The following is an 18,847-nucleotide window of genomic DNA, read 5'->3' on the forward strand; positions in this document are numbered from 1 at the left end:
TACTCCTCATTTTATTGTTGTATATTTTTCATAGTTAATGATATTCTTTTTTTAGCCATATCTACATTAAGCACTTTTACCTGCACAATGTCTCCAACACTTACTGCTTCTAGAGGGTGTTTAATATATTTTTCAGATAATTCTGAAATATGTACTAATCCATCTTGATGTACACCAATATCTACAAAAACACCAAAATCAATAACATTTCTTACTGTTCCTTTTAATACCATATCTGTTTTTAAATCTTCCATAGACAAAACATCACTTCTTAATACTGGCAAAGGCATTTCCTCACGAGGGTCACGTCCTGGTTTTTCTAACTCTTTTATAATATCTTCTAATGTAGGTACACCAATACCTAATTCTTCTGCTGTTTTTTCTTTAGAAAATATTTTTTGAGAAATATTTTTGACATTCTTTTTTTGTACATCTTCTAATGTATAACCTATTGTTTTTAAAAGTGCTTCTGCTGCTTTATAACTTTCTGGATGTACTCCTGTATTATCTAAAACCGTTTCACTTTCTGGTATTCTCAAAAAACCTGCACATTGTTCAAATGCTTTTGGTCCTAATTTTGGTACTTTTAAAAGCTCTTTTCTTGTTTTAAATTTTCCGTTTTCTTCTCTATATTTTAATATATTTTTTGCTACAGCATTGCTTACTCCTGCTACATAAGAGAGTAATGAAGGAGAAGCTGTATTCAAATCTACGCCAACGGCATTTACACAGCTTTCTACTACACCACCTAATGCTTCTCCTAATCTTTTTTGGTTCATATCGTGCTGATATTGTCCTACACCTATAGATTTAGGGTCTATTTTAACAAGTTCTGCAAGAGGGTCCTGCAAACGGCGACCTATAGAAACTGCACTTCTTAATGCAACATCAAATTCAGGAAATTCTTCTGCTCCCAATTTAGAAGCAGAATATACAGATGCTCCAGCTTCATTTACAATAACATAAAAAACAGCTCTATCTATTGCCTTCAACAATGTTTCCGCTACAAAAATTTCTGACTCTCTGGAAGCAGTACCATTTCCTATAGCAATAACATCTACATGATATTTTTCAATCATATCTTTTAATTTGTTTTTTGCTTCTTCTGTTTTCTTTTGAGGTGCTGTAGGGTACACAACAGCAGTATCTAATGTTTTTCCTGTTTGGTCAATTACAGCAATTTTACAGCCTGTCCTGAAAGCAGGGTCTAATGCTAATACTACTTTATCTTTAATAGGAGGTTGTAATAAAAGTTGTTTTAAATTTTCACGGAACACTTTTATTGCATTTTCTTCTGCTTGTTCTGTCATATCATTTCGTATTTCTCTTTCTAAAGAAGGAGAAATCAGTCTTTTATAACTATCTGCTATAACTTCTTGTAATATTTCTCTTGTATTGCTATTTTTTATAATAATTTTATAAGCTAGCTTTTGAAGTAAAACATTTTCGTCTTCTAAAGCAATTTTTACTGTTAAAAAGTCTTCTTTTTCTCCTCTATTAATTGCTAGTACTCTATGTCCTGCTACTTTTTTAATAGGTTCTTTAAAATCATAATACATTTCATATACAGATTGTGCTGTTTCATCACTTGCTTTTGCAGTTAAAAATCCGTTTTTTACGGTTTCTGTTCTGAGCATTTTTCTCAAATCTGCATCATCAGAAATACGCTCTGCAATAATATCTTTTGCACCAGAAAGAGCATCTTCTATTGTTTCAACGCCTTTTTCTGCATCAATAAATTCTTTTGCCATATTTTCTATACTATCTGGAACAATTTGAAGCCATATCAAATCTGCAAGAGGCTCTAAACCTTTCTCTTTTGCAATCGTTGCTCTTGTACGACGTTTTGGACGGAAAGGACGATAAATATCTTCTATTTCTGTCATTGTTTCAGCTAAAGAAAGTTTTTGCTCTAACTCTTCTGTCATATTTCCTTGCTCTGTAATGATATTTTTGACTTGCTGTCTTTTTTCTTCTAAATTACGTAAATAGTAAAGCCTTTCTGATAAAGAACGCAATACTTGGTCATCTAATGAACCTGTCATTTCCTTTCTATAACGAGCAATAAAAGGTATTGTATTACCTTCATCTATAAGTTTTATTACATTTTCTACTTGTGTTTGTTTTAGTTCAAATTCTTGCTGTAATTTTAATTGTATATCCATTGTTTCCTCCTATTTGTTTTCTGATAAATCAATTTTACTTTTACACTTTTCAGCACTATAAAGCAAACGATATTGATTAACATTTCCCTCTATTTTTTCAGCTACATGAATTGCAATTAAATAATCTAAATGTGCCATTGTTTCACCTACTGCAAACCATCTTTGTGTAATAGGAAAATCTTCCCAGCACTTTCCTCTCATAGACCATTTCATAAATGAAGCCGTTTGATATGCTGTTAAATTTTGTTTTTTGGCTAATATATCAATGGTATCTTCTAAACGCATTTTATGATGCAATAATATTTGATCTATCCTTTCATAAACATTAATATCATTTTTTCTATGAGCGGGAAGTGCTAATTGTATAGGTATTTTTTTTATTTTATGGAGACTTTGTATATAATCTTCTAGAGAATTTTTTATCCCTATCCATGATGTAACATTAGGTGTAATATCAAATAAAATATGGTCTGCTGTAAATAATATTTTTTCTTTTTCTATATAAAGGCACATTTGTCCCGGCGTATGTCCTGGCACAAATATTGCCTGTAATGTGCAATCACCAATTTTTATAGTGTCACCATCATTTAATGTAGTTGCTTCAAAAACACCACTAGGTGCAAAACTACGTGCTGGATTTGTATTTCGTAATGCTGTAGTATATTCTTTTGGAAAACCTTCTTGTTCAAATTTTTGTTCTGTTTTAAGCCACATATCTCCTGTTGTAGTTTCTACAAAATAATCATAGTCTACTTTTCCCATATAAACATTACATTTTTTGTTTTTTGTTAATTCATAAACTAATCCTACATGGTCAGAATGTAAATGTGTTAAAAAAAGAGAAATCTGTTCTACATCTATTTCTAATTCTTTCATTCCACATTCTAAAGCTTGTTTACATTCAGGTCTGTTAAATCCTGTATCAATCATCAATGTTTCATTGCCTGATTTTAGTACATAACAATTTAAATTTTTTAAAGGATTATCTGGCAAAGGAACATATATTTGATATATAGCAGGTACATCATTTATTTTTATTATCAAAAAATCAACTCTCCTTTTACAATATGTTACATTTTATTATATGTTTTTTTACTGCAATTCTCAACTAGGAAAATATATTCTTTTTTTAAATATTATAAATTTTTTGCTTGAAAAATAAAAAAAATTATATTATAATTTATTGTAAAAAATATCAAATAAACGCGTAAAATTGTTCAGCGTAAAGTCATATCGGCTTTACGCTTGTTTTTTTATGCAAAAAAAGGAGAGAATAAAATAATGGACTTTTACATGAAATTACCAAGAAACAAAAAAGAATTTGCAATTTTTATAGCTGTCATATCAATATTGTCTGTCAACATTATTGCACCACTCATTACTTGTTTTGAAGCAGGATTTCATCTGTATATTTGGACTGATGTTTTAAATGTTATTCCTTTTATATGGGTGAGTGTTATTTTTTTCGTACTATTAACATATAAACCTGCTGAATGGCTTACAGAAAAAATTGTTCAAAAAGGTGATAGTTTCCAATCCCATATTATTATAAATATATTATGTACTGTATTTTTAATGTCTATATTTTTAACAGTAGTAGGCACTTGGATAGGAAGCAGACAAATTAGTATTGAACCAATAAAGTCCTTTTTTTATAAATGGCCTCGCAATTTTTCCATTTCTTTCGCAGTAGAACTTTTCATTGCACAGCCTATTGCAAGATTTATTCTATTAAAATTACATCAGCAAAATGATAAAATTGATATTATAAAATCATAATTTTATATAGTATTTAAAATATTTACCACTAATTTCATTGATTAGTGGTATTGTTTTGTAAGAATATTATCCATAGTATTAAAAAGTATGATATAATAAACTACACTTAAATTCATAGAATGATAAAATAATCATTTTTATTAAAATAAAAGAATACACCAATATAGGAGGTTTTATATTATGAAATTAATTGTTGCAATTATACAAGATGATGATGCAGGAAATGTAATAGGACACTTAAATGATGACGGTTTTCAAGTAACACGTCTTTCTACAAAAGGTGGATTTTTGCGTTCTGGAAACACCACTATTTTAACAGGTGTAGAAGAAGAAAAAATTGAAAATGTACTTCATATATTAGAAACAAATTGTAAAAGCAGAAATCAATTTACAACATTGCCTGCTCCTTATGGAAGTGTTCACGGATTTATGCCAAAACCTATTGAGGTACGAGTTGGAGGAGCAACTGTATTTGTAATAGATGTAGAACAATTCCATAAATTTTAATATTGACATAGGAGGGAAATATGTACACATTTGAAGAAATTATAGGAAATGAACAAATGATAAAACAAATACAAAAATCTATACAAAAAAAACATATTTCTCATGCTTATATCATACAAGGAGAAGCAGGTACTGGCAAAAAGTTATTAGCGAATACTATTGCAAAAACAATGCAATGTGAAAAACAAAATATTACACCTTGCAATGAATGTACTAGCTGTCGTACATTTGACAGTAAAAATCACCCTGATATATTTTATATAACATCAGAAAAAAATAAAAATAGTATTAGTATAGAAGATATTAGACAACAGCTTATTAAAAATATGGAAATCAAACAATATAAATATCCTTATAAAATATTTATTGTAGATAAAGCAGATACTATGACCATCGCAGCACAAAATGCCTTATTAAAAACATTAGAAGAACCACCTTATTATGGCATGATATTTCTTTTAACAAATAATATAGATAAAATTTTACCTACTATATTATCTAGATGTGTTGTAATCAAATTACGTACTATTTCCACAGACAAAATAGAGCAATATCTTTGTAATCATCATTTTGCAGAAAAAGAAAATGCGAGCATTTTTGCAGAATATGCCCAAGGAAGTATCGGAAAATCAATAGAAATAGCTACATCTGAAACATTTTCTACTATGAGAAATGATATTATACAAAAACTACTCTCTCTTTCTAAACAAAATGATGATTTATCAGAAGCAATTTTTATGGCGAAAGAATTAGAAACATATAAACAAAACCAGCAATTTTTAGATATTATGTATTTATGGTACAGAGATTTATTAGCATATATTAAATGTAATGATGAAAAATATATTATACAAAAAGACCAGAAAAAAAATATTATTGCACAATCCAAAAAACAAAATGAAGCTGATATTATTGAAAAAATAAATGCAGTCTGGCAAGCAAAACAACAATTATCTGTTAACGGTAATTTTCAGCTTACTATGGAAGTGATGCTTATGAAACTAAAGGAGAGTTCAAAAATATGGTAGAAATTGTAGGAGTTCGTTTTAAAAAAGCGGGAAAAATGTATTATTTTGACCCAGATGGACTGGAAATGTTAAAAGGCAGCCATGTCATTGTTGAAACAGCTAGAGGAATAGAATGCGGTATAGTGATAAAAGAAAATACACTTGTACCAGATGAAAGTATTGTACAACCTTTAAAAAAAGTACAAAGACAAGCAACAGAAGAAGATTTATTAATAGAAGAAAAAAATAAAATAAGAGAAAAAGAAGCATTTGACATTTGTTTAGAAAAAATTGCACAACATGGATTAGATATGAAATTGATTGATGCAGAAATTACATTTGACCAAATCAAATTAATATTTTATTTTACTTCTGATGGTAGAGTGGATTTTAGAGAATTAGTCAAAGAACTTGCTTCTATATTTAGAATGCGTATTGAATTGCGTCAAATAGGTGTTAGAGATGAAGCAAAAATGAGAAATGGCATAGGCATTTGTGGCAGACCTCTCTGTTGTGCCACATTTTTAGGGGATTTCCAGCCTGTTTCTATCAAAATGGCAAAAGAACAAAGTTTATCATTAAATCCTACTAAAATATCTGGTATTTGTGGCAGACTAATGTGCTGTTTAAAATATGAAGAAGATATTTATGAAGAATTAAATAAAAATTTGCCTAATGTAGGAGATATTATTACTACAGTAGATGGTACAGGAGAAATACTTTCTACAAATGTATTGATGCAGACAGTAAAAGCAGCCGTTAGAAAAAAAGAAAATGATCCTCCTACTATTAATTTTTATAGTTTAGATGAAATTACAGTATGCAAACAAAAAAAAGTAAAAAAAATAAAAACTGTGGAGGAGCAGTATGAACAATGATATAGAAATCAAACCAGAAGAAAGAATAGATGACTTACACAGAAATGGTTATTTATTAATACAAAATACTAAAATGTTTTGTTTTGGTATTGATGCGGTATTGCTTTCTGATTTTACTCAAGTCAAAAAAGGGGAAAACATGATTGACTTAGGAACAGGAACAGGTGTTATTCCTATATTGTTAGAAGCAAAAACAAAAGGAAATCATTTTACAGGTATTGAAATACAAAAAGAAAGTGTAGAAATGGCAAGACGCAGTGTAGCATTAAATGGTTTAGAAAAAAAAATAACCATTGATGAAGGAGATATTAAAAAAGCAATTTCTATTTATGGTAGTGCAGTATTTGATGTTGTTACATCAAATCCCCCTTATATAAACGATGGCGGTGGTCTAAAAAATGATTATGCTCCAAAAGCTATCGCACGACATGAATTATTATGCAATTTAGAAGATATTATTTATAACGCTTCTAAATTGTTAAAAACAGGTGGTAGATTTTATATGGTGCATAAGCCTCATAGATTAGCAGATATTATTGCACTTATGCGACAACATCGCCTAGAACCTAAAAGACTACGTTTTGTACAGTCTTATGCAAATAAAGAACCTTCACTACTTTTAATAGAAGGTGCTAGAAATGGAAAAGCTATGATAAAAGTAGAAGCTCCTCTTGTCATTTATCAAAATGATGGTGATTATACAGAAGAAATCAAAAAAATATATTACGAATAACACCTTTTATTAAGGAGGAAAAAATGTCTGGAACATTATATCTATGTGGTACACCTATAGGAAATTTAGACGATATTAGCATAAGAGTACTTCATTTATTAAAAGCAGTAGACATCATTGCAGCAGAAGATACACGTCATACATTACATTTATTAAATCATTTTCAAATTAATACTGCTATGACAAGTTATCATGAACATAATAAACAAACAAAAGGATTACAGCTTATTGAAAAATTGCAGCAAGGTAGTAATATAGCACTAGTAACAGATGCAGGTATGCCTGGCATTTCTGACCCTGGTGCAGATTTAATAAAACTTTGTTATGAAAATGATATTACTGTAACCGTAGTACCTGGTGCATCTGCTTGTATTATTGCTTTGGTACTCTCTGGGTTAGATACTCGTCGTTTTGTATTTGAGGGTTTTTTACCTTCTGATAAAAAAGAGCGTTATATGATATTAAATTCATTATCAAAAGAACATCGTACTATATTATTATATGAAGCACCTCACAGATTACTTCATACATTAAAAGAACTTTCAGAAACGCTCGGACAATATAGAACAGTAGTTATCATGAAAGAACTAACCAAAAAATATGAGCAACGACGTAAAGACACCATACAAGGACATATTACTTACTACACACAAAATGCACCTAAAGGAGAATTCGTATTAGCAATAGAAGGTGTTTCGTTAGCAGAGCAAAAAAAGCAACAACAGCAAAATTATCAATCAATATCTATAGAAGAACATATGTCACAGTATTTGTCACAGTATCTTTCTGAAAAAGAAGCAATGAAACAAGTAGCAAAAGATAGAGGTGTTTCTAAAAGAGAAATTTATGCTTATTATCACAAAAAGTAAGGAGATAACATAATGGAAAATGTAGAACAAAAAGTATATGAAATATTACAAGAATTAAATGTTGATTACATAAAATATGAACATGAACCTTTATATACTATTGAAGCAGCAAAAGAATTAGATAAAAAAATGGGGTTTTCAATTTGTAAAAATCTTTTTTTGTCCTCCAGACATAAAACAGAATTTTTTTTACTTTTTATGCAAGGAAACAAAAAATTTAATACAGGAAAAGTATCCAAACAAGTGGGGGTTCCTCGTATGACATTTGCAGGTGAAGAACATATGTGGCAATATTTAAAAATTCATCCAGGTGCTGTTAGTCCTTTAGGACTTCTTTTTGATACAGAAAAAAAAGTACAATTTTTAATAGATGCTGATGTGTTAAATATGGAAAAAATTGCAATGCACCCTTGTGTTAACACTGCTACAGTAGCACTTTCTATAAATGACTTTATTCAAAAAATATTACCTGCTTCTGGACACGATTATAAAGTGGTGACACTAGAATGATAGAACTTTGGCAAGCATTAAAAAATCATTCACAACAACAATATTATCCTTTTCATATGCCTGGACATAAAGCAGGCAGATTAGGTGCTTTTACTGAAATATTTTCTCAAGACATCACAGAAATAATGAATTTTGACAATCTTCATAAACCAGAAGGCATATTATTGCAATCTCAAAAAAGATGTGCAGAATTATTTGGTGCAGAAGAAAGTTTTTTTTTAGTAAATGGTGCTACAAGTGGTATATTGGCAGCAATACTTTCTGTTTGCAGTATAGAAGATGAAATTGTTGTTGCAAGAAATTGTCATAAAAGCGTTTATAGTGCTCTTATACTTTCAGGAGCAAAGCCAATATATGTACTGCCTGAAAGTATAGAAAATGCTGATTTTTTAGGAAGCGTCACACTAGAGCAAGTGCAAAAAACTATTACAAAAAATACCAAAGCTGTCATTATAACAAGTCCTACTTATGAAGGTATTACATCAAATATTTTAGAAATAAGTGATTTTTTACACAAAAAAGATATATTACTTATTGTAGATGAAGCACATGGTAGTCATATGAAATTTCATGACTTTTTTCCAAAAACAGCATTACAACAAAATGCAGATATTGTAATACAAAGTTTACACAAAACGCTGCCCTGTCCTACACAAACAGCTGTAATTCACATACAAGGTAATAGAGTAAATAAAAATAGGCTGAAACAATGTCTTTCTATGGTACAAACTTCCAGTCCTTCTTATTTATTTTTATCTGCTATTGATTTTTGCTGTCATTGGCTTGAAAATGAAGCACAATATGCCTTCGAACACTATGTTCAAAATATAAAATGGTTTCATGAACAATCTAAACATTGGAAACATATTGTATTATTAAATGAAGCAGGCTATTGTAGAGATAAATCGAAATTAATACTGCAATTACCTCAAAGACAGATGACAGGTATTGAATTAAATGATATACTAATAAAGAGATATCATTTGATATTAGAAATGGGTTATTTACATTATGCTATTGCTATGACAAGTCCCGCAGATACAAAACAAGGATTTGATATGCTTTTAAAAGCCATTACACAAATTGATGCTGAAATTTGTGATGTTTGTAATGTAACACCATTACCTAAAATACAAAATACATTGCCTATTGTAAAATACTGTCCTAGAGATGCTTTTTTTGCAGAAAAAAAGCAAATTCCCTTTTCACAATGTCAAGGACAAATTTGTGGAGAATTTATAATTCCTTATCCTCCTGGTATACCACTTTTAGCACCAGGAGAAGTTATTACAAAACAAATTATGAAGCAGATTGTTATATTAAAAAAAGCAAACATTTCATTAGTAGGCTGTCATAATAACACTTTAAATACTATAGAAGTGATAAGTTAAAAAGGAAGTGAAGCAATATGAAAAATTTACTAGATACATTAACCATACAAGATTGGATATTGACAGCAATTATTGCTTATTTTGTGACACATATAATATTGCGTATCAATAGTTTTAAAAAAAGTATTAAAAACATAAAACAACGTCAGATGATTTCAATGGATTATAAAATAGTAGATTTAGAAAAATTAATGGCAAAATGTTATGAATTATTTCCTATTGATACTGTTTATTTTAAAGGAAAAGCATTTCATAGTGGTATGCGTGTTAGAATTACAACAATACAAAAAAAAGTCATTGAAGGGGAAATTATAGGTAAAAGTAAAATGGATTTACTATGTATTAAAACACAAAATCAAATTATTGCTCACGATTTAGATAAAATTGAACAAATGGAACAATTATAAAAAGGGTATATAATATACCCTTTTTGTATGTTATTATATTATGGCATTATCTCAATCATTTTTTCTAACAATTCACTAGAATTTTCAGCAGCAATTTTTACAAATTGTTCATAAGCAATATGTGCCTTATCTTCTGCATCATCTGATATAGAACGTATAATCACAAAAGGAATTTGATTGAGATAACACGCATGAGCAATGGCTGCTCCTTCCATTTCAGCACAATATCCTTGCACAGTTTGCCATATTTTCTGCTTACCCTGTGGTGTACTAATAAACTGGTCACCACTGGCAACTCTCCCTAAAAATACATTTGCTTTTGATTTCAATGACATACTACATTTTTCTGCTAATTCTATCAATGTTTTATCTGCTTTAAAATAACTCTCTTTCATACGAGGAATGATGCCAATAGGGTCACCAAAAACAGATGTATCCATATCATGTTGTACAGTATCTTTTGAAATCACAATATCTCCTATAGACAATTGTTTATAAATAGCACCTGCTACACCTACATTAATCACACAGTCTACACCAAAACGGTCAATTAATACTTGTACACAAAGTGCTGCATTGACTTTACCTATACCACTTTTTACTAACACAATTTTTTTATTATATAATGTCCCTTTATAAAATGTTAAACCAATAAATTCTTCTGTATCTGTAATAAATGCTTTTTGTTGTAATAATGCAATTTCTTCTTCCATTGCCCCAATAATACCAATATTTTGCAATTTTATTCTCCTTTCTTTTACAATAAAATATATTAAAAACTTCTTTATTTTAACATACATTTATGCTACCATACAATACATAAAAACTTATTGTACAAAGAAATAAAACAGAAATGGGGGGAATATTTTAAATGCAAAATATAATTTGTTTTCATAATCCTGATGAAATTAATGGTTATTTGAGTAATTGGTTTTTGTCAGAGTTTACAAAAAATGATATTTTATTTTCTTCTATGGAGCAATATATGATGTACCAAAAAGCAAAATTGTTTCAAGACAATGATATTGCTTCAAAAATATTAAATACATCAGATGCTGGTAAAATAAAAGCTTTGGGACGTTCCGTAAAAAATTATAATGATACTATTTGGAATGGTACAAGACAAATCATTGTTTATGAGGGATTACTTGAAAAGTTCCGACAAAATGAAGAAATTAGAAAAAAATTAATAAAAACAGAAAATGCAGTTTTAGCAGAATGTGCTGTACAAGACAAAATTTGGGGTATTGGTTTATCTATGAAAAACGAAAAGCGTTTTGATATGACACAATGGAAAGGTCAAAATTTGTTAGGCTTTTCCATTATGATGGTAAGAAAAACATTGTCATAAATTTTAATAAAAGTGATAAATATTTCTTTTTCAGCGTATGTATAAAATCATAACAAAAGGAGAGGAAATCAAATGAAACCAGTTATAGCCATTACACCAGATTACAATTATGAATTACAAAAGTATATACTATCTCAGCGATATGTTGATGCAGTTAAAAAAGCTGGAGGCTATCCTATTGCTATTTTTGATACAGACGATTTTTCTGATATCATAGATGGCATTATACTAACAGGAGGAGGAGATGTAAATCCCCTTTTATTTGGAGAGCAGCCAATTATTAACAATGGTGAAATCTGTCCTATAAGAGATAATTTTGAGTTAAAATTATGCCAATGGGGATTTCACAAAAAATTACCTATGTTAGGTATTTGTAGAGGTATGCAAATTTTTTGTTTGTGTAATGGTGGTAGTATTTATCAAGATATTTATACACAAACAAATACTAATATAAAACATATTCAAAAAGCACCACGTTTTGAAGCAACACATACTATAGATATTATAGAAAACAGTATACTATATCATATTACTCAACAAAAAAGCTGTACAGTAAATTCATTCCATCATCAAGCAGTAAAACAAGCAGGAAATGATTTCATTATTTCAGCAAAAAGTAAAGATGGCTTAATTGAAGCAATAGAACATAAAACATTACCTTTTGTTGTGGGAGTACAATGGCACCCTGAAGCTATGCCACAAGATACTATACAGCAAAAGCTGTTTCAAGTTTTTATACAAAATACAATACAAAAAAGGGGAAAACTCATTTGAATGAATTTTTATTATTATTTTCAGAAAAAAATATTGAAAAAATATTAGCATTAGGTTATAAATTATTTTATTGTTTTGTTGTATTTGCTGTTTGTCTTTTTTTTATACAATTAAGTCGAAAAGCAGTAAAACGTTTTTTACTAAAACAAGCAGCGAATAGTAAAGTACCTGTTGATGAAAGAAAAGCAAATACTATTTACTCTATTGTATCTAGTATTATAAAATATTTGTTATATTTTATTGCATTATGTACCATATTAACAGAACTAGGTATTGAAAAAAGTTCTTTAATTGCCATTGCGGGAGCTGGTTCTGTTGCTATTGGTCTAGGGGCTCAAAATGTAATACAAGATATGTTAGATGGTTTTTTTATACTTTTTGAAGACCATTTTGGCGTAGGTGATATTATAGAAATACAAGGAAAAACAGGTACTGTAGAAGCCATTACTATGAGAACCACTAAAATAAGAGATGCCAATGGTGCAGTACATATTTTTCCAAATGGTTCTATTGGTAGTATTACAAATTACTGTAAAGACTATATCAATGCTATTGTAGATATTGACATTGACTACAATGAAAATTTAGAAAATGTTATAGCAATATTAAAAAATGAAATGGAAAAAACAAAAGATATACCATATATTTTAGAAACACCTGAAATATTAGGTATCACAGAATTGGGAGCTTCTGCAATAACAATACGTATTGTAGCAAAATGTCAAGTTAAACAAAACTGGGGTGTAGAAAGAGTGCTTCGTTTACGTATAAAAAACAGACTAGATAAAGAAAATATTACAATACCATTTACACAAACAACAGTACATATCAAAAGAGAATAAAAGGAGTGATAAAAAATGAATTTTTCAATAGGTGATAAAGTACAAATGAAAAAACAACACCCTTGTGGTGGTAATGAATGGGAAATATTACGAACAGGCATTGATTTCAGAATAAAATGCTGTAAATGTGGTCATCTTGTTATGTTATCCAGACAAAAATTTGAAAAAGGTGTTAAAAAAATAGTAGAACAAAAACAGAGTGATTGAGGCAAATACCTCAATCACTTATTATTATGCGGCTTGTCCAATCTATTAAAGCAATAGAATAGCTTTCTAAATTTTGTTGTAAAAATTCATGTTGTAAATCAGAAAGTATAAAAGCATCTCTTTTAGAAACTCTTGACAACAATTCTGTTTTTGTTTTGCTATATATTCCCTTTTCTAAAAAAGATTTTGCTTGTAACAAAAATACAGCAGATTTATAAAGTGCTTTACATATTTCTATACTTTTTTCATGAAGCAGATTATGACAAGCACTATGATATATTGTACAAGCTGCTGTTTTAACAGCTTCTTTTATTTTTTCTTGTGTAATGAGTGGTAATAAATCATCCAATGTTCCTAGTATAGGAGTAGTATCATAATAAAATTGAAATAATTCAGAAGCTGTCCAATGTAATAATTCTTGCTTTCCTGAAACAAAACCGCAAAGTTTTTCTCTAAAAGGTAATGTGTCAATCATATTTTTATATTTTAATAGTTGTTCTGTTCCCAAATTTTCAAATATTACCACAATATCAATATCACTATTTTCTGTTGCTTCTCCTCTTGCATAACTGCCTTGTATACCAAAAAAGAATATATCTTTTTCAAATACTTCTTTTAATTTTTGCTGAAATAAATTCAGATATTGTTGTATTTCTATCATAACAAAACACCTCCTACTTTAGTGCAATAATACCTGCCATATTTCCTCTTTCATTTCCCATTACTCTATGGGAATAAAACAAATCTGTATGACACATAGTACAAATATTAGATAATTCAATATTTTTTTCTGGTACGCCACAATTTATTAAAATACGTTTATTTGTTTCCCACAAATCAATTTTATATCTTTCTGGTACAGTATCATTAATAATAACATCATCTGCAAAATCTAGTTTTTGGCGAAACTCTTTTACAACAGGGTCATCTACTTGAAAACAGCATTGTCCTATAGATGGGCCAATTCCTGCAATAACATATTTAGCATTTGTACCATAATTTTCTGTCATTTTTTCAATTGCTTTTTGTACAATACTATTTACAGTACCTCTCCAACCAGCGTGTACTGCACCAATTGCCTTATTTATAGGGTCTAAAAGTAATATAGGAGTACAGTCTGCCGAAAATACTGTTAATTGTATGCCTGGAATGTTTGTAATCAATCCATCTGTATCTTTTATAACACTTTGTTTTGTCACTCCCATGCCTCTGTCCTGTTCTGTTACTACTCTAATATTTGTAGTATGTGTTTGATGACAAAGTACAAAACTATTTTTATCAAAATCAAGTGTATTACAAATAATATCATAATTTTGTAATACTTTTTCTTTTTGTTCTCCTCTCGTAAAACTCATATTTAACTCTGCATAGACACCTGTACTTACACCCCCTAAACGTGTAGTAATACAATGTTTTACCATATTCGTATTTTCTAAATTTTGAAATGTAATATATTTTAAATTATTTTTTTGACAAATCATATTTTTCTCCTATTCTAGCCAAAAGGCGTTTTCTATATAACGAAAATAATATTTATTCTGTTTTTTCAATACTTCTGCTACATCAAAACGCATATTTAAATCCATAACATTATTTTGTGCAATATAATGTTTTGCTGTTTGTATAATCTTTTTTTGTTTTTGTTTTGTAACTGCTTCACAAGGCTGACCATTTTTTTCTGTTTGGCGAAGTTTTACTTCTGTAAATACAATCATATTCTGTTTTTGTGCTATAATGTCAATTTCACCATATTCACTATAATAATTTTTTTCTAATATAGTATAGCCTATTTTTTGCATTTCTTTTACTGCTAACAGTTCTCCTTTTGTTCCCTTTGCTCTATTATCTAATTTTGTTTCATTTTGTTCTGTAGAAATTATATTTTTTATAAACGTTTTTCTATGTATAGCGCAAATGCCATATTGTTTAATTGCCTGTATATGTTCTTGTGAACCATATCCCTTATTTCTTTCAAAACCATATTGTGTATATAATTTTGAAAATTCTTCCATCATAGCATCTCTTGTTACTTTTGCAACAATACTTGCTGCTGCAATAGAAATGCTTTTACCATCACCACCTATAATGCCCCTTTGAGGTATTGTAATATGAGGAATATGCACAGCATCAGCTAATACAAATTCTGGTGTAACAGAAAGCTTTGCTAATGTTTCTCTCATTGCCTCATAAGTTGCCTGCAATATATTGATTTCATCAATACGTTCTGCTGATACAACACCTACACTATAACAAATTGCTTTTTCGCATATCACATGATATAATTCTTGTCTTTTTTTAGCTGAAAGTTTTTTAGAGTCATTTACACCTTCTATTTTACAATTTTCAGGAAGTATAACTGCAGCTGTTACAACAGGACCAGCAAGAGGCCCTCTACCTACTTCATCAATTCCTGCAACAATATGATAACCTTTTTGATAACATTCTTTTTCAAATGTTAGCATAGTATCTAGTCGTAACTGTTCTTTTTGATAAGCTTCTATTCTTTTTTGATATTGGCAGAGTATATTTTGTACTCCCTTTCTTGTATCATATTGATATTGACAAATAAGAGCAGAAATCTCTTGTACTGATGCAGATAAAAACTTAGTTTTTATTTTGCTTATGCTTTCCACATTGATACCTCCTTTTTATATAAATACTTTGTTTTAATAGTATATCACATATTTGATTTCTAAAAAATAGTAAGTGATAACATTCAGAACAGTATCATAGTGAAAATATAGCACTTTTTATAAAAAAATATTGACTTAAAGTACACTTTAAGGAGTATAATAGTTGTACTACAGTAAAAATAGCTTTACACAAAGGAGGAAACAATATGGTTCATAAAAGTTTTAAACAATTAAAATTGTCAGCACTTGGTATGGGTTCTATGCGTTTACCTTTGGTAGAAGAAAATAATGCAAAAATAGATGAACAAAAAACAGAAGAAATAATTGCTTATGCTATGAAAAATGGTATTAATTATTATGATACGGCTTGGGGCTATCACAATGGAAATTCAGAAATTGTAATAGGAAATATATTGAACAAATACCCTCGTGAAAAATACTACTTAGCAACAAAATTTCCAGGCTATGATGTTTCCAATATGGATAAAGTAGAACAAATTTTTGAAAAACAGCTTGAAAAGTGCAAAGTAGATTATTTTGATTTTTATTTATTTCATAATGTATGTGAATTAAATATTGAACAATATCTTGATGAAAAGTATAAAATACACGAATATCTTATGAAACAAAAACAAAATGGTAGAATTCATTATTTAGGATTTTCTGTACATGGTAGTTATGATGTTATGAAACGCTTTTTAGAAAAGTATGGAAAAGATATGGAATTTTGCCAAATACAGTTAAATTACATAGATTTATCATTTCAACATGCAGATGATAAAATAGAACTTTTAAAACAATATAATATTCCTATTTGGGTAATGGAACCTCTTAGAGGTGGTAAACTTTGTAAACTTTCTGGAAATGACACAAAAACATTAAAACAGTTTAGACCAGAGGCAGATGCTACAGAATGGGCATTTCGATTTTTGCAGAGTATACCAGAAGTAACTATGATACTTTCTGGTATGTCTTCTTTGGAACAGTTAAAACAAAATATACAAATATTTCAAACAGAAAAACCATTAAATAAAACGGAAAAACAAGCATTATTTACTATTGCTGATGGTATGTTAAATGGAAAATTGCCTTGTACTTCCTGTCATTATTGTACAACACATTGTCCTCAGCAATTAGACATTCCTCGCCTTCTAGAACTTTATAATGAATATTGTTTTACAGGCGGCGGATTTATCGCCCCTATGGTAGTTGGAACACTTCCAGAACAAAAACGTCCAAGTGCTTGCATAGCTTGTAAAAGCTGTGAAGCAGTTTGTCCTCAACAAATCAAAATATCAGAAGCACTTGCTGATTTTACGTCAAAATTAAAATCATAATATTATATAAGGAGAGAAAAAAATGAATGTATTATTAATCAATGGTAGTCCTCACAAAAATGGAGCTGGTTTTACAGCTTTAAGTGAAATGGAAAAGGTATTTCAAAAAAACAGTATTGATACAGAATTAATACAGTTAGGAAGTCAAGCAGTGAGAGGTTGTATGGCTTGCAACTATTGTGCATCACATGGTAAATGTGCCATTGATGATATTGTAAATGAAATTGCACCAAAATTTGAAAAAGCAGATGGTATTGTTGTTTCTAGTCCTGTTTATTATGCTTCTGCAAATGCAACACTTATTGCATTTTTAGACAGACTTTTTTATAGTACTTCTTTTGATAAAACAATGAAAGTAGGAGCAAGTGTTGTTACGGCAAGAAGAGGCGGCTTATCTGCTACATTTGATGAACTAAACAAATATTTCACTATATCTAATATGCCTATAGCACCTAGTCAATATTGGAATAGCGTACATGGCAATAGTGCTGAAGAAGCATCACAAGATAAAGAAGGACTTCAAACAATGCGTTTATTAGCAGAAAATATGTCATTTTTAATCAAAAGTATTTCACTAGGAAAACAGAAATATGGTTTACCTAAAAAAGAAGAAAAAATTGCTACAAGTTTTATTAGATAAAATACTAGCAATATGTAAGAGGTGATAATATTTGAAACGTTGCATTGTAGTATCTGGAATAGTTACAAAAAAATAACATGATAATAAAGGAGAAATATTATGACTATTCCAGAAAAAATATATCCTCGTACAAGAGATACACAAACAATTTATTTAAAAAATGTCATTACAAATACAAATATCATTGTTGGAGAATATACTATATACAATGATTTTGTAAATAACCCTATATTATTTGAAAAAAATAATGTATTATACCACTATCCTATCAATCATGATAAATTAATAATAGGAAAATTTTGTTCTATTGCTTGTGGTGCTCGTTTTTTGTTCAACAGTGCTAACCACAGTTTATATTCTCTATCTAGTTATCCATTTCCTATTTTTTATGAGCAATGGAGACTGGACAGTAAAAATGTAGTAGATGCTTGGGATAATAAAGGAGATATTGTTATTGGAAATGATGTTTGGATTGGTTATGAAGCAGTGATATTAGCTGGTGTCACAATAGGAGATGGTGCTATTATTGGAACACGTGCAGTTGTTACAAAAGATGTACCTCCTTATACTATAGTAGCTGGTGTGCCTGCAAAAATAATACGAAAACGTTATTCAGACGAAATCATTTCTGAATTACTTCATATCAAATGGTGGAACTGGGAAAAACAAAAAATTGCTCAAAATATCAAAGCAATACAACAAGGAAATATACAACAACTAAAATAAAATATAGCAGGAAATCTTTTTTGATTTCCTGCTTTTCACTATATTGAAAAAGTATTTGTATATTTGACATTCAAATTTCTCCTACTTTTCT

22 protein-coding genes are annotated in these 18,847 nt (G+C 29.3%); 16 read left to right on the top strand and 6 right to left on the bottom strand.

Annotation, left to right across the window (positions count from 1 at the left end; translation table 11 throughout):
* Nucleotides 1-11: 11 nt before the first annotated feature.
* Nucleotides 12-2,165, bottom strand: a complete 2,154-nt coding sequence (locus C820_RS01970) for a Tex family protein (protein WP_004035803.1) — start codon at nucleotides 2,163-2,165, stop codon at nucleotides 12-14.
* Between the two features lie 9 nt (nucleotides 2,166-2,174).
* The gene (locus tag C820_RS01975) at nucleotides 2,175-3,209 is read right to left on the bottom strand and encodes an MBL fold metallo-hydrolase (protein ID WP_004035802.1); all 1,035 of its coding nucleotides are present in this window, start codon (nucleotides 3,207-3,209) and stop codon (nucleotides 2,175-2,177) included.
* 237 nt (nucleotides 3,210-3,446) lie between these two features.
* Between C820_RS01975 and C820_RS01980 the strand changes: the two genes are divergently transcribed.
* The 9 genes from C820_RS01980 (at nucleotide 3,447) to C820_RS02020 (ending at nucleotide 10,246) form a co-directional block, all read left to right on the top strand.
* The gene (locus C820_RS01980) at nucleotides 3,447-3,944 is read left to right on the top strand and encodes a DUF2798 domain-containing protein (protein ID WP_004035801.1); all 498 of its coding nucleotides are present in this window, start codon (nucleotides 3,447-3,449) and stop codon (nucleotides 3,942-3,944) included.
* 180 nt (nucleotides 3,945-4,124) lie between these two features.
* On the top strand, nucleotides 4,125-4,451 hold the full coding sequence (locus C820_RS01985; RefSeq protein ID WP_004035800.1) for a cyclic-di-AMP receptor: 327 nt from the start codon (nucleotides 4,125-4,127) through the stop codon (nucleotides 4,449-4,451).
* Nucleotides 4,452-4,471: 20 nt separating this feature from the next.
* Nucleotides 4,472-5,479 (top strand): DNA polymerase III subunit delta', encoded by a 1,008-nt coding sequence (holB, locus tag C820_RS01990; protein ID WP_004035799.1) that lies wholly within the window; start codon nucleotides 4,472-4,474, stop codon nucleotides 5,477-5,479.
* Complete coding sequence (locus C820_RS01995; protein ID WP_004035798.1) at nucleotides 5,473-6,336, top strand: PSP1 domain-containing protein; 864 nt, start codon at nucleotides 5,473-5,475, stop codon at nucleotides 6,334-6,336. Before holB ends, C820_RS01995 begins: the two co-directional genes overlap by 7 nt.
* Nucleotides 6,326-7,069, top strand: a complete 744-nt coding sequence (locus C820_RS02000) for a tRNA1(Val) (adenine(37)-N6)-methyltransferase (protein WP_004035796.1) — start codon at nucleotides 6,326-6,328, stop codon at nucleotides 7,067-7,069. Before C820_RS01995 ends, C820_RS02000 begins: the two co-directional genes overlap by 11 nt.
* 23 nt (nucleotides 7,070-7,092) lie before the next feature.
* On the top strand, nucleotides 7,093-7,938 hold the full coding sequence (rsmI, locus tag C820_RS02005; RefSeq protein WP_004035794.1) for a 16S rRNA (cytidine(1402)-2'-O)-methyltransferase: 846 nt from the start codon (nucleotides 7,093-7,095) through the stop codon (nucleotides 7,936-7,938).
* A gap of 12 nt (nucleotides 7,939-7,950) precedes the next feature.
* Nucleotides 7,951-8,448, top strand: coding sequence for a prolyl-tRNA synthetase associated domain-containing protein (locus C820_RS02010; protein WP_004035793.1), 498 nt, complete (start codon nucleotides 7,951-7,953; stop codon nucleotides 8,446-8,448).
* Nucleotides 8,445-9,839: an aminotransferase class I/II-fold pyridoxal phosphate-dependent enzyme gene (locus C820_RS02015; protein ID WP_004035791.1), complete on the top strand. Its 1,395-nt coding sequence runs from the start codon at nucleotides 8,445-8,447 to the stop codon at nucleotides 9,837-9,839. Before C820_RS02010 ends, C820_RS02015 begins: the two co-directional genes overlap by 4 nt.
* A gap of 17 nt (nucleotides 9,840-9,856) precedes the next feature.
* Nucleotides 9,857-10,246, top strand: a complete 390-nt coding sequence (locus C820_RS02020; protein WP_004035789.1) for a hypothetical protein — start codon at nucleotides 9,857-9,859, stop codon at nucleotides 10,244-10,246.
* 38 nt (nucleotides 10,247-10,284) lie between these two features.
* Here the strand turns inward: C820_RS02020 and C820_RS02025 are convergent, their stop codons facing one another.
* Entirely contained in the window at nucleotides 10,285-10,986 is a 702-nt protein-coding gene (locus tag C820_RS02025) for a 5'-methylthioadenosine/adenosylhomocysteine nucleosidase (RefSeq protein ID WP_004035788.1), read from the bottom strand.
* A 131-nt stretch (nucleotides 10,987-11,117) separates the two neighbouring features.
* On the opposite strand from C820_RS02025, the gene ybiA reads away from it, so the two are divergent.
* From ybiA to C820_RS02045, 4 genes are all read left to right on the top strand, one after another.
* Complete coding sequence (ybiA, locus tag C820_RS02030) at nucleotides 11,118-11,597, top strand: riboflavin biosynthesis intermediates N-glycosidase (protein WP_004035787.1); 480 nt, start codon at nucleotides 11,118-11,120, stop codon at nucleotides 11,595-11,597.
* A gap of 72 nt (nucleotides 11,598-11,669) precedes the next feature.
* A complete protein-coding gene (locus C820_RS02035; RefSeq protein WP_004035786.1) occupies nucleotides 11,670-12,371 on the top strand; it encodes a gamma-glutamyl-gamma-aminobutyrate hydrolase family protein in 702 nt (233 codons plus the stop codon).
* Complete coding sequence (locus C820_RS02040; RefSeq protein WP_004035785.1) at nucleotides 12,368-13,213, top strand: mechanosensitive ion channel family protein; 846 nt, start codon at nucleotides 12,368-12,370, stop codon at nucleotides 13,211-13,213. Before C820_RS02035 ends, C820_RS02040 begins: the two co-directional genes overlap by 4 nt.
* A gap of 15 nt (nucleotides 13,214-13,228) precedes the next feature.
* The gene (locus tag C820_RS02045) at nucleotides 13,229-13,420 is read left to right on the top strand and encodes a DUF951 domain-containing protein (protein WP_004035784.1); all 192 of its coding nucleotides are present in this window, start codon (nucleotides 13,229-13,231) and stop codon (nucleotides 13,418-13,420) included.
* Nucleotides 13,421-13,430: 10 nt separating this feature from the next.
* On the opposite strand, the gene C820_RS02050 is transcribed toward C820_RS02045, so the two are convergent.
* The 3 genes from C820_RS02050 to rnhB are packed head-to-tail and all read right to left on the bottom strand — an operon-like array spanning nucleotide 13,431 to nucleotide 16,053.
* Nucleotides 13,431-14,081 (bottom strand): nucleotidyltransferase domain-containing protein, encoded by a 651-nt coding sequence (locus C820_RS02050; RefSeq protein WP_004035782.1) that lies wholly within the window; start codon nucleotides 14,079-14,081, stop codon nucleotides 13,431-13,433.
* Between the two features lie 13 nt (nucleotides 14,082-14,094).
* Complete coding sequence (gene pgeF / locus C820_RS02055; protein WP_004035780.1) at nucleotides 14,095-14,901, bottom strand: peptidoglycan editing factor PgeF; 807 nt, start codon at nucleotides 14,899-14,901, stop codon at nucleotides 14,095-14,097.
* A 9-nt stretch (nucleotides 14,902-14,910) separates the two neighbouring features.
* On the bottom strand, nucleotides 14,911-16,053 hold the full coding sequence (rnhB, locus tag C820_RS02065; RefSeq protein ID WP_004035777.1) for a ribonuclease HII: 1,143 nt from the start codon (nucleotides 16,051-16,053) through the stop codon (nucleotides 14,911-14,913).
* 206 nt (nucleotides 16,054-16,259) lie between these two features.
* On the opposite strand from rnhB, the gene C820_RS02070 reads away from it, so the two are divergent.
* From C820_RS02070 to C820_RS02080, 3 genes are all read left to right on the top strand, one after another.
* On the top strand, nucleotides 16,260-17,390 hold the full coding sequence (locus C820_RS02070; protein WP_004035775.1) for an aldo/keto reductase: 1,131 nt from the start codon (nucleotides 16,260-16,262) through the stop codon (nucleotides 17,388-17,390).
* Between the two features lie 22 nt (nucleotides 17,391-17,412).
* Nucleotides 17,413-18,030, top strand: coding sequence for a flavodoxin family protein (locus C820_RS02075; protein WP_004035773.1), 618 nt, complete (start codon nucleotides 17,413-17,415; stop codon nucleotides 18,028-18,030).
* Between the two features lie 99 nt (nucleotides 18,031-18,129).
* A complete protein-coding gene (locus C820_RS02080; RefSeq protein WP_004035771.1) occupies nucleotides 18,130-18,756 on the top strand; it encodes a CatB-related O-acetyltransferase in 627 nt (208 codons plus the stop codon).
* The last annotated feature ends 91 nt before the right edge of the window (nucleotides 18,757-18,847 follow it).

The sequence above is a fragment of the Clostridium sp. MD294 genome (assembly GCF_000364165.2).
GTDB lineage: Bacteria > Bacillota > Clostridia > Lachnospirales > Anaerotignaceae > Coprocola.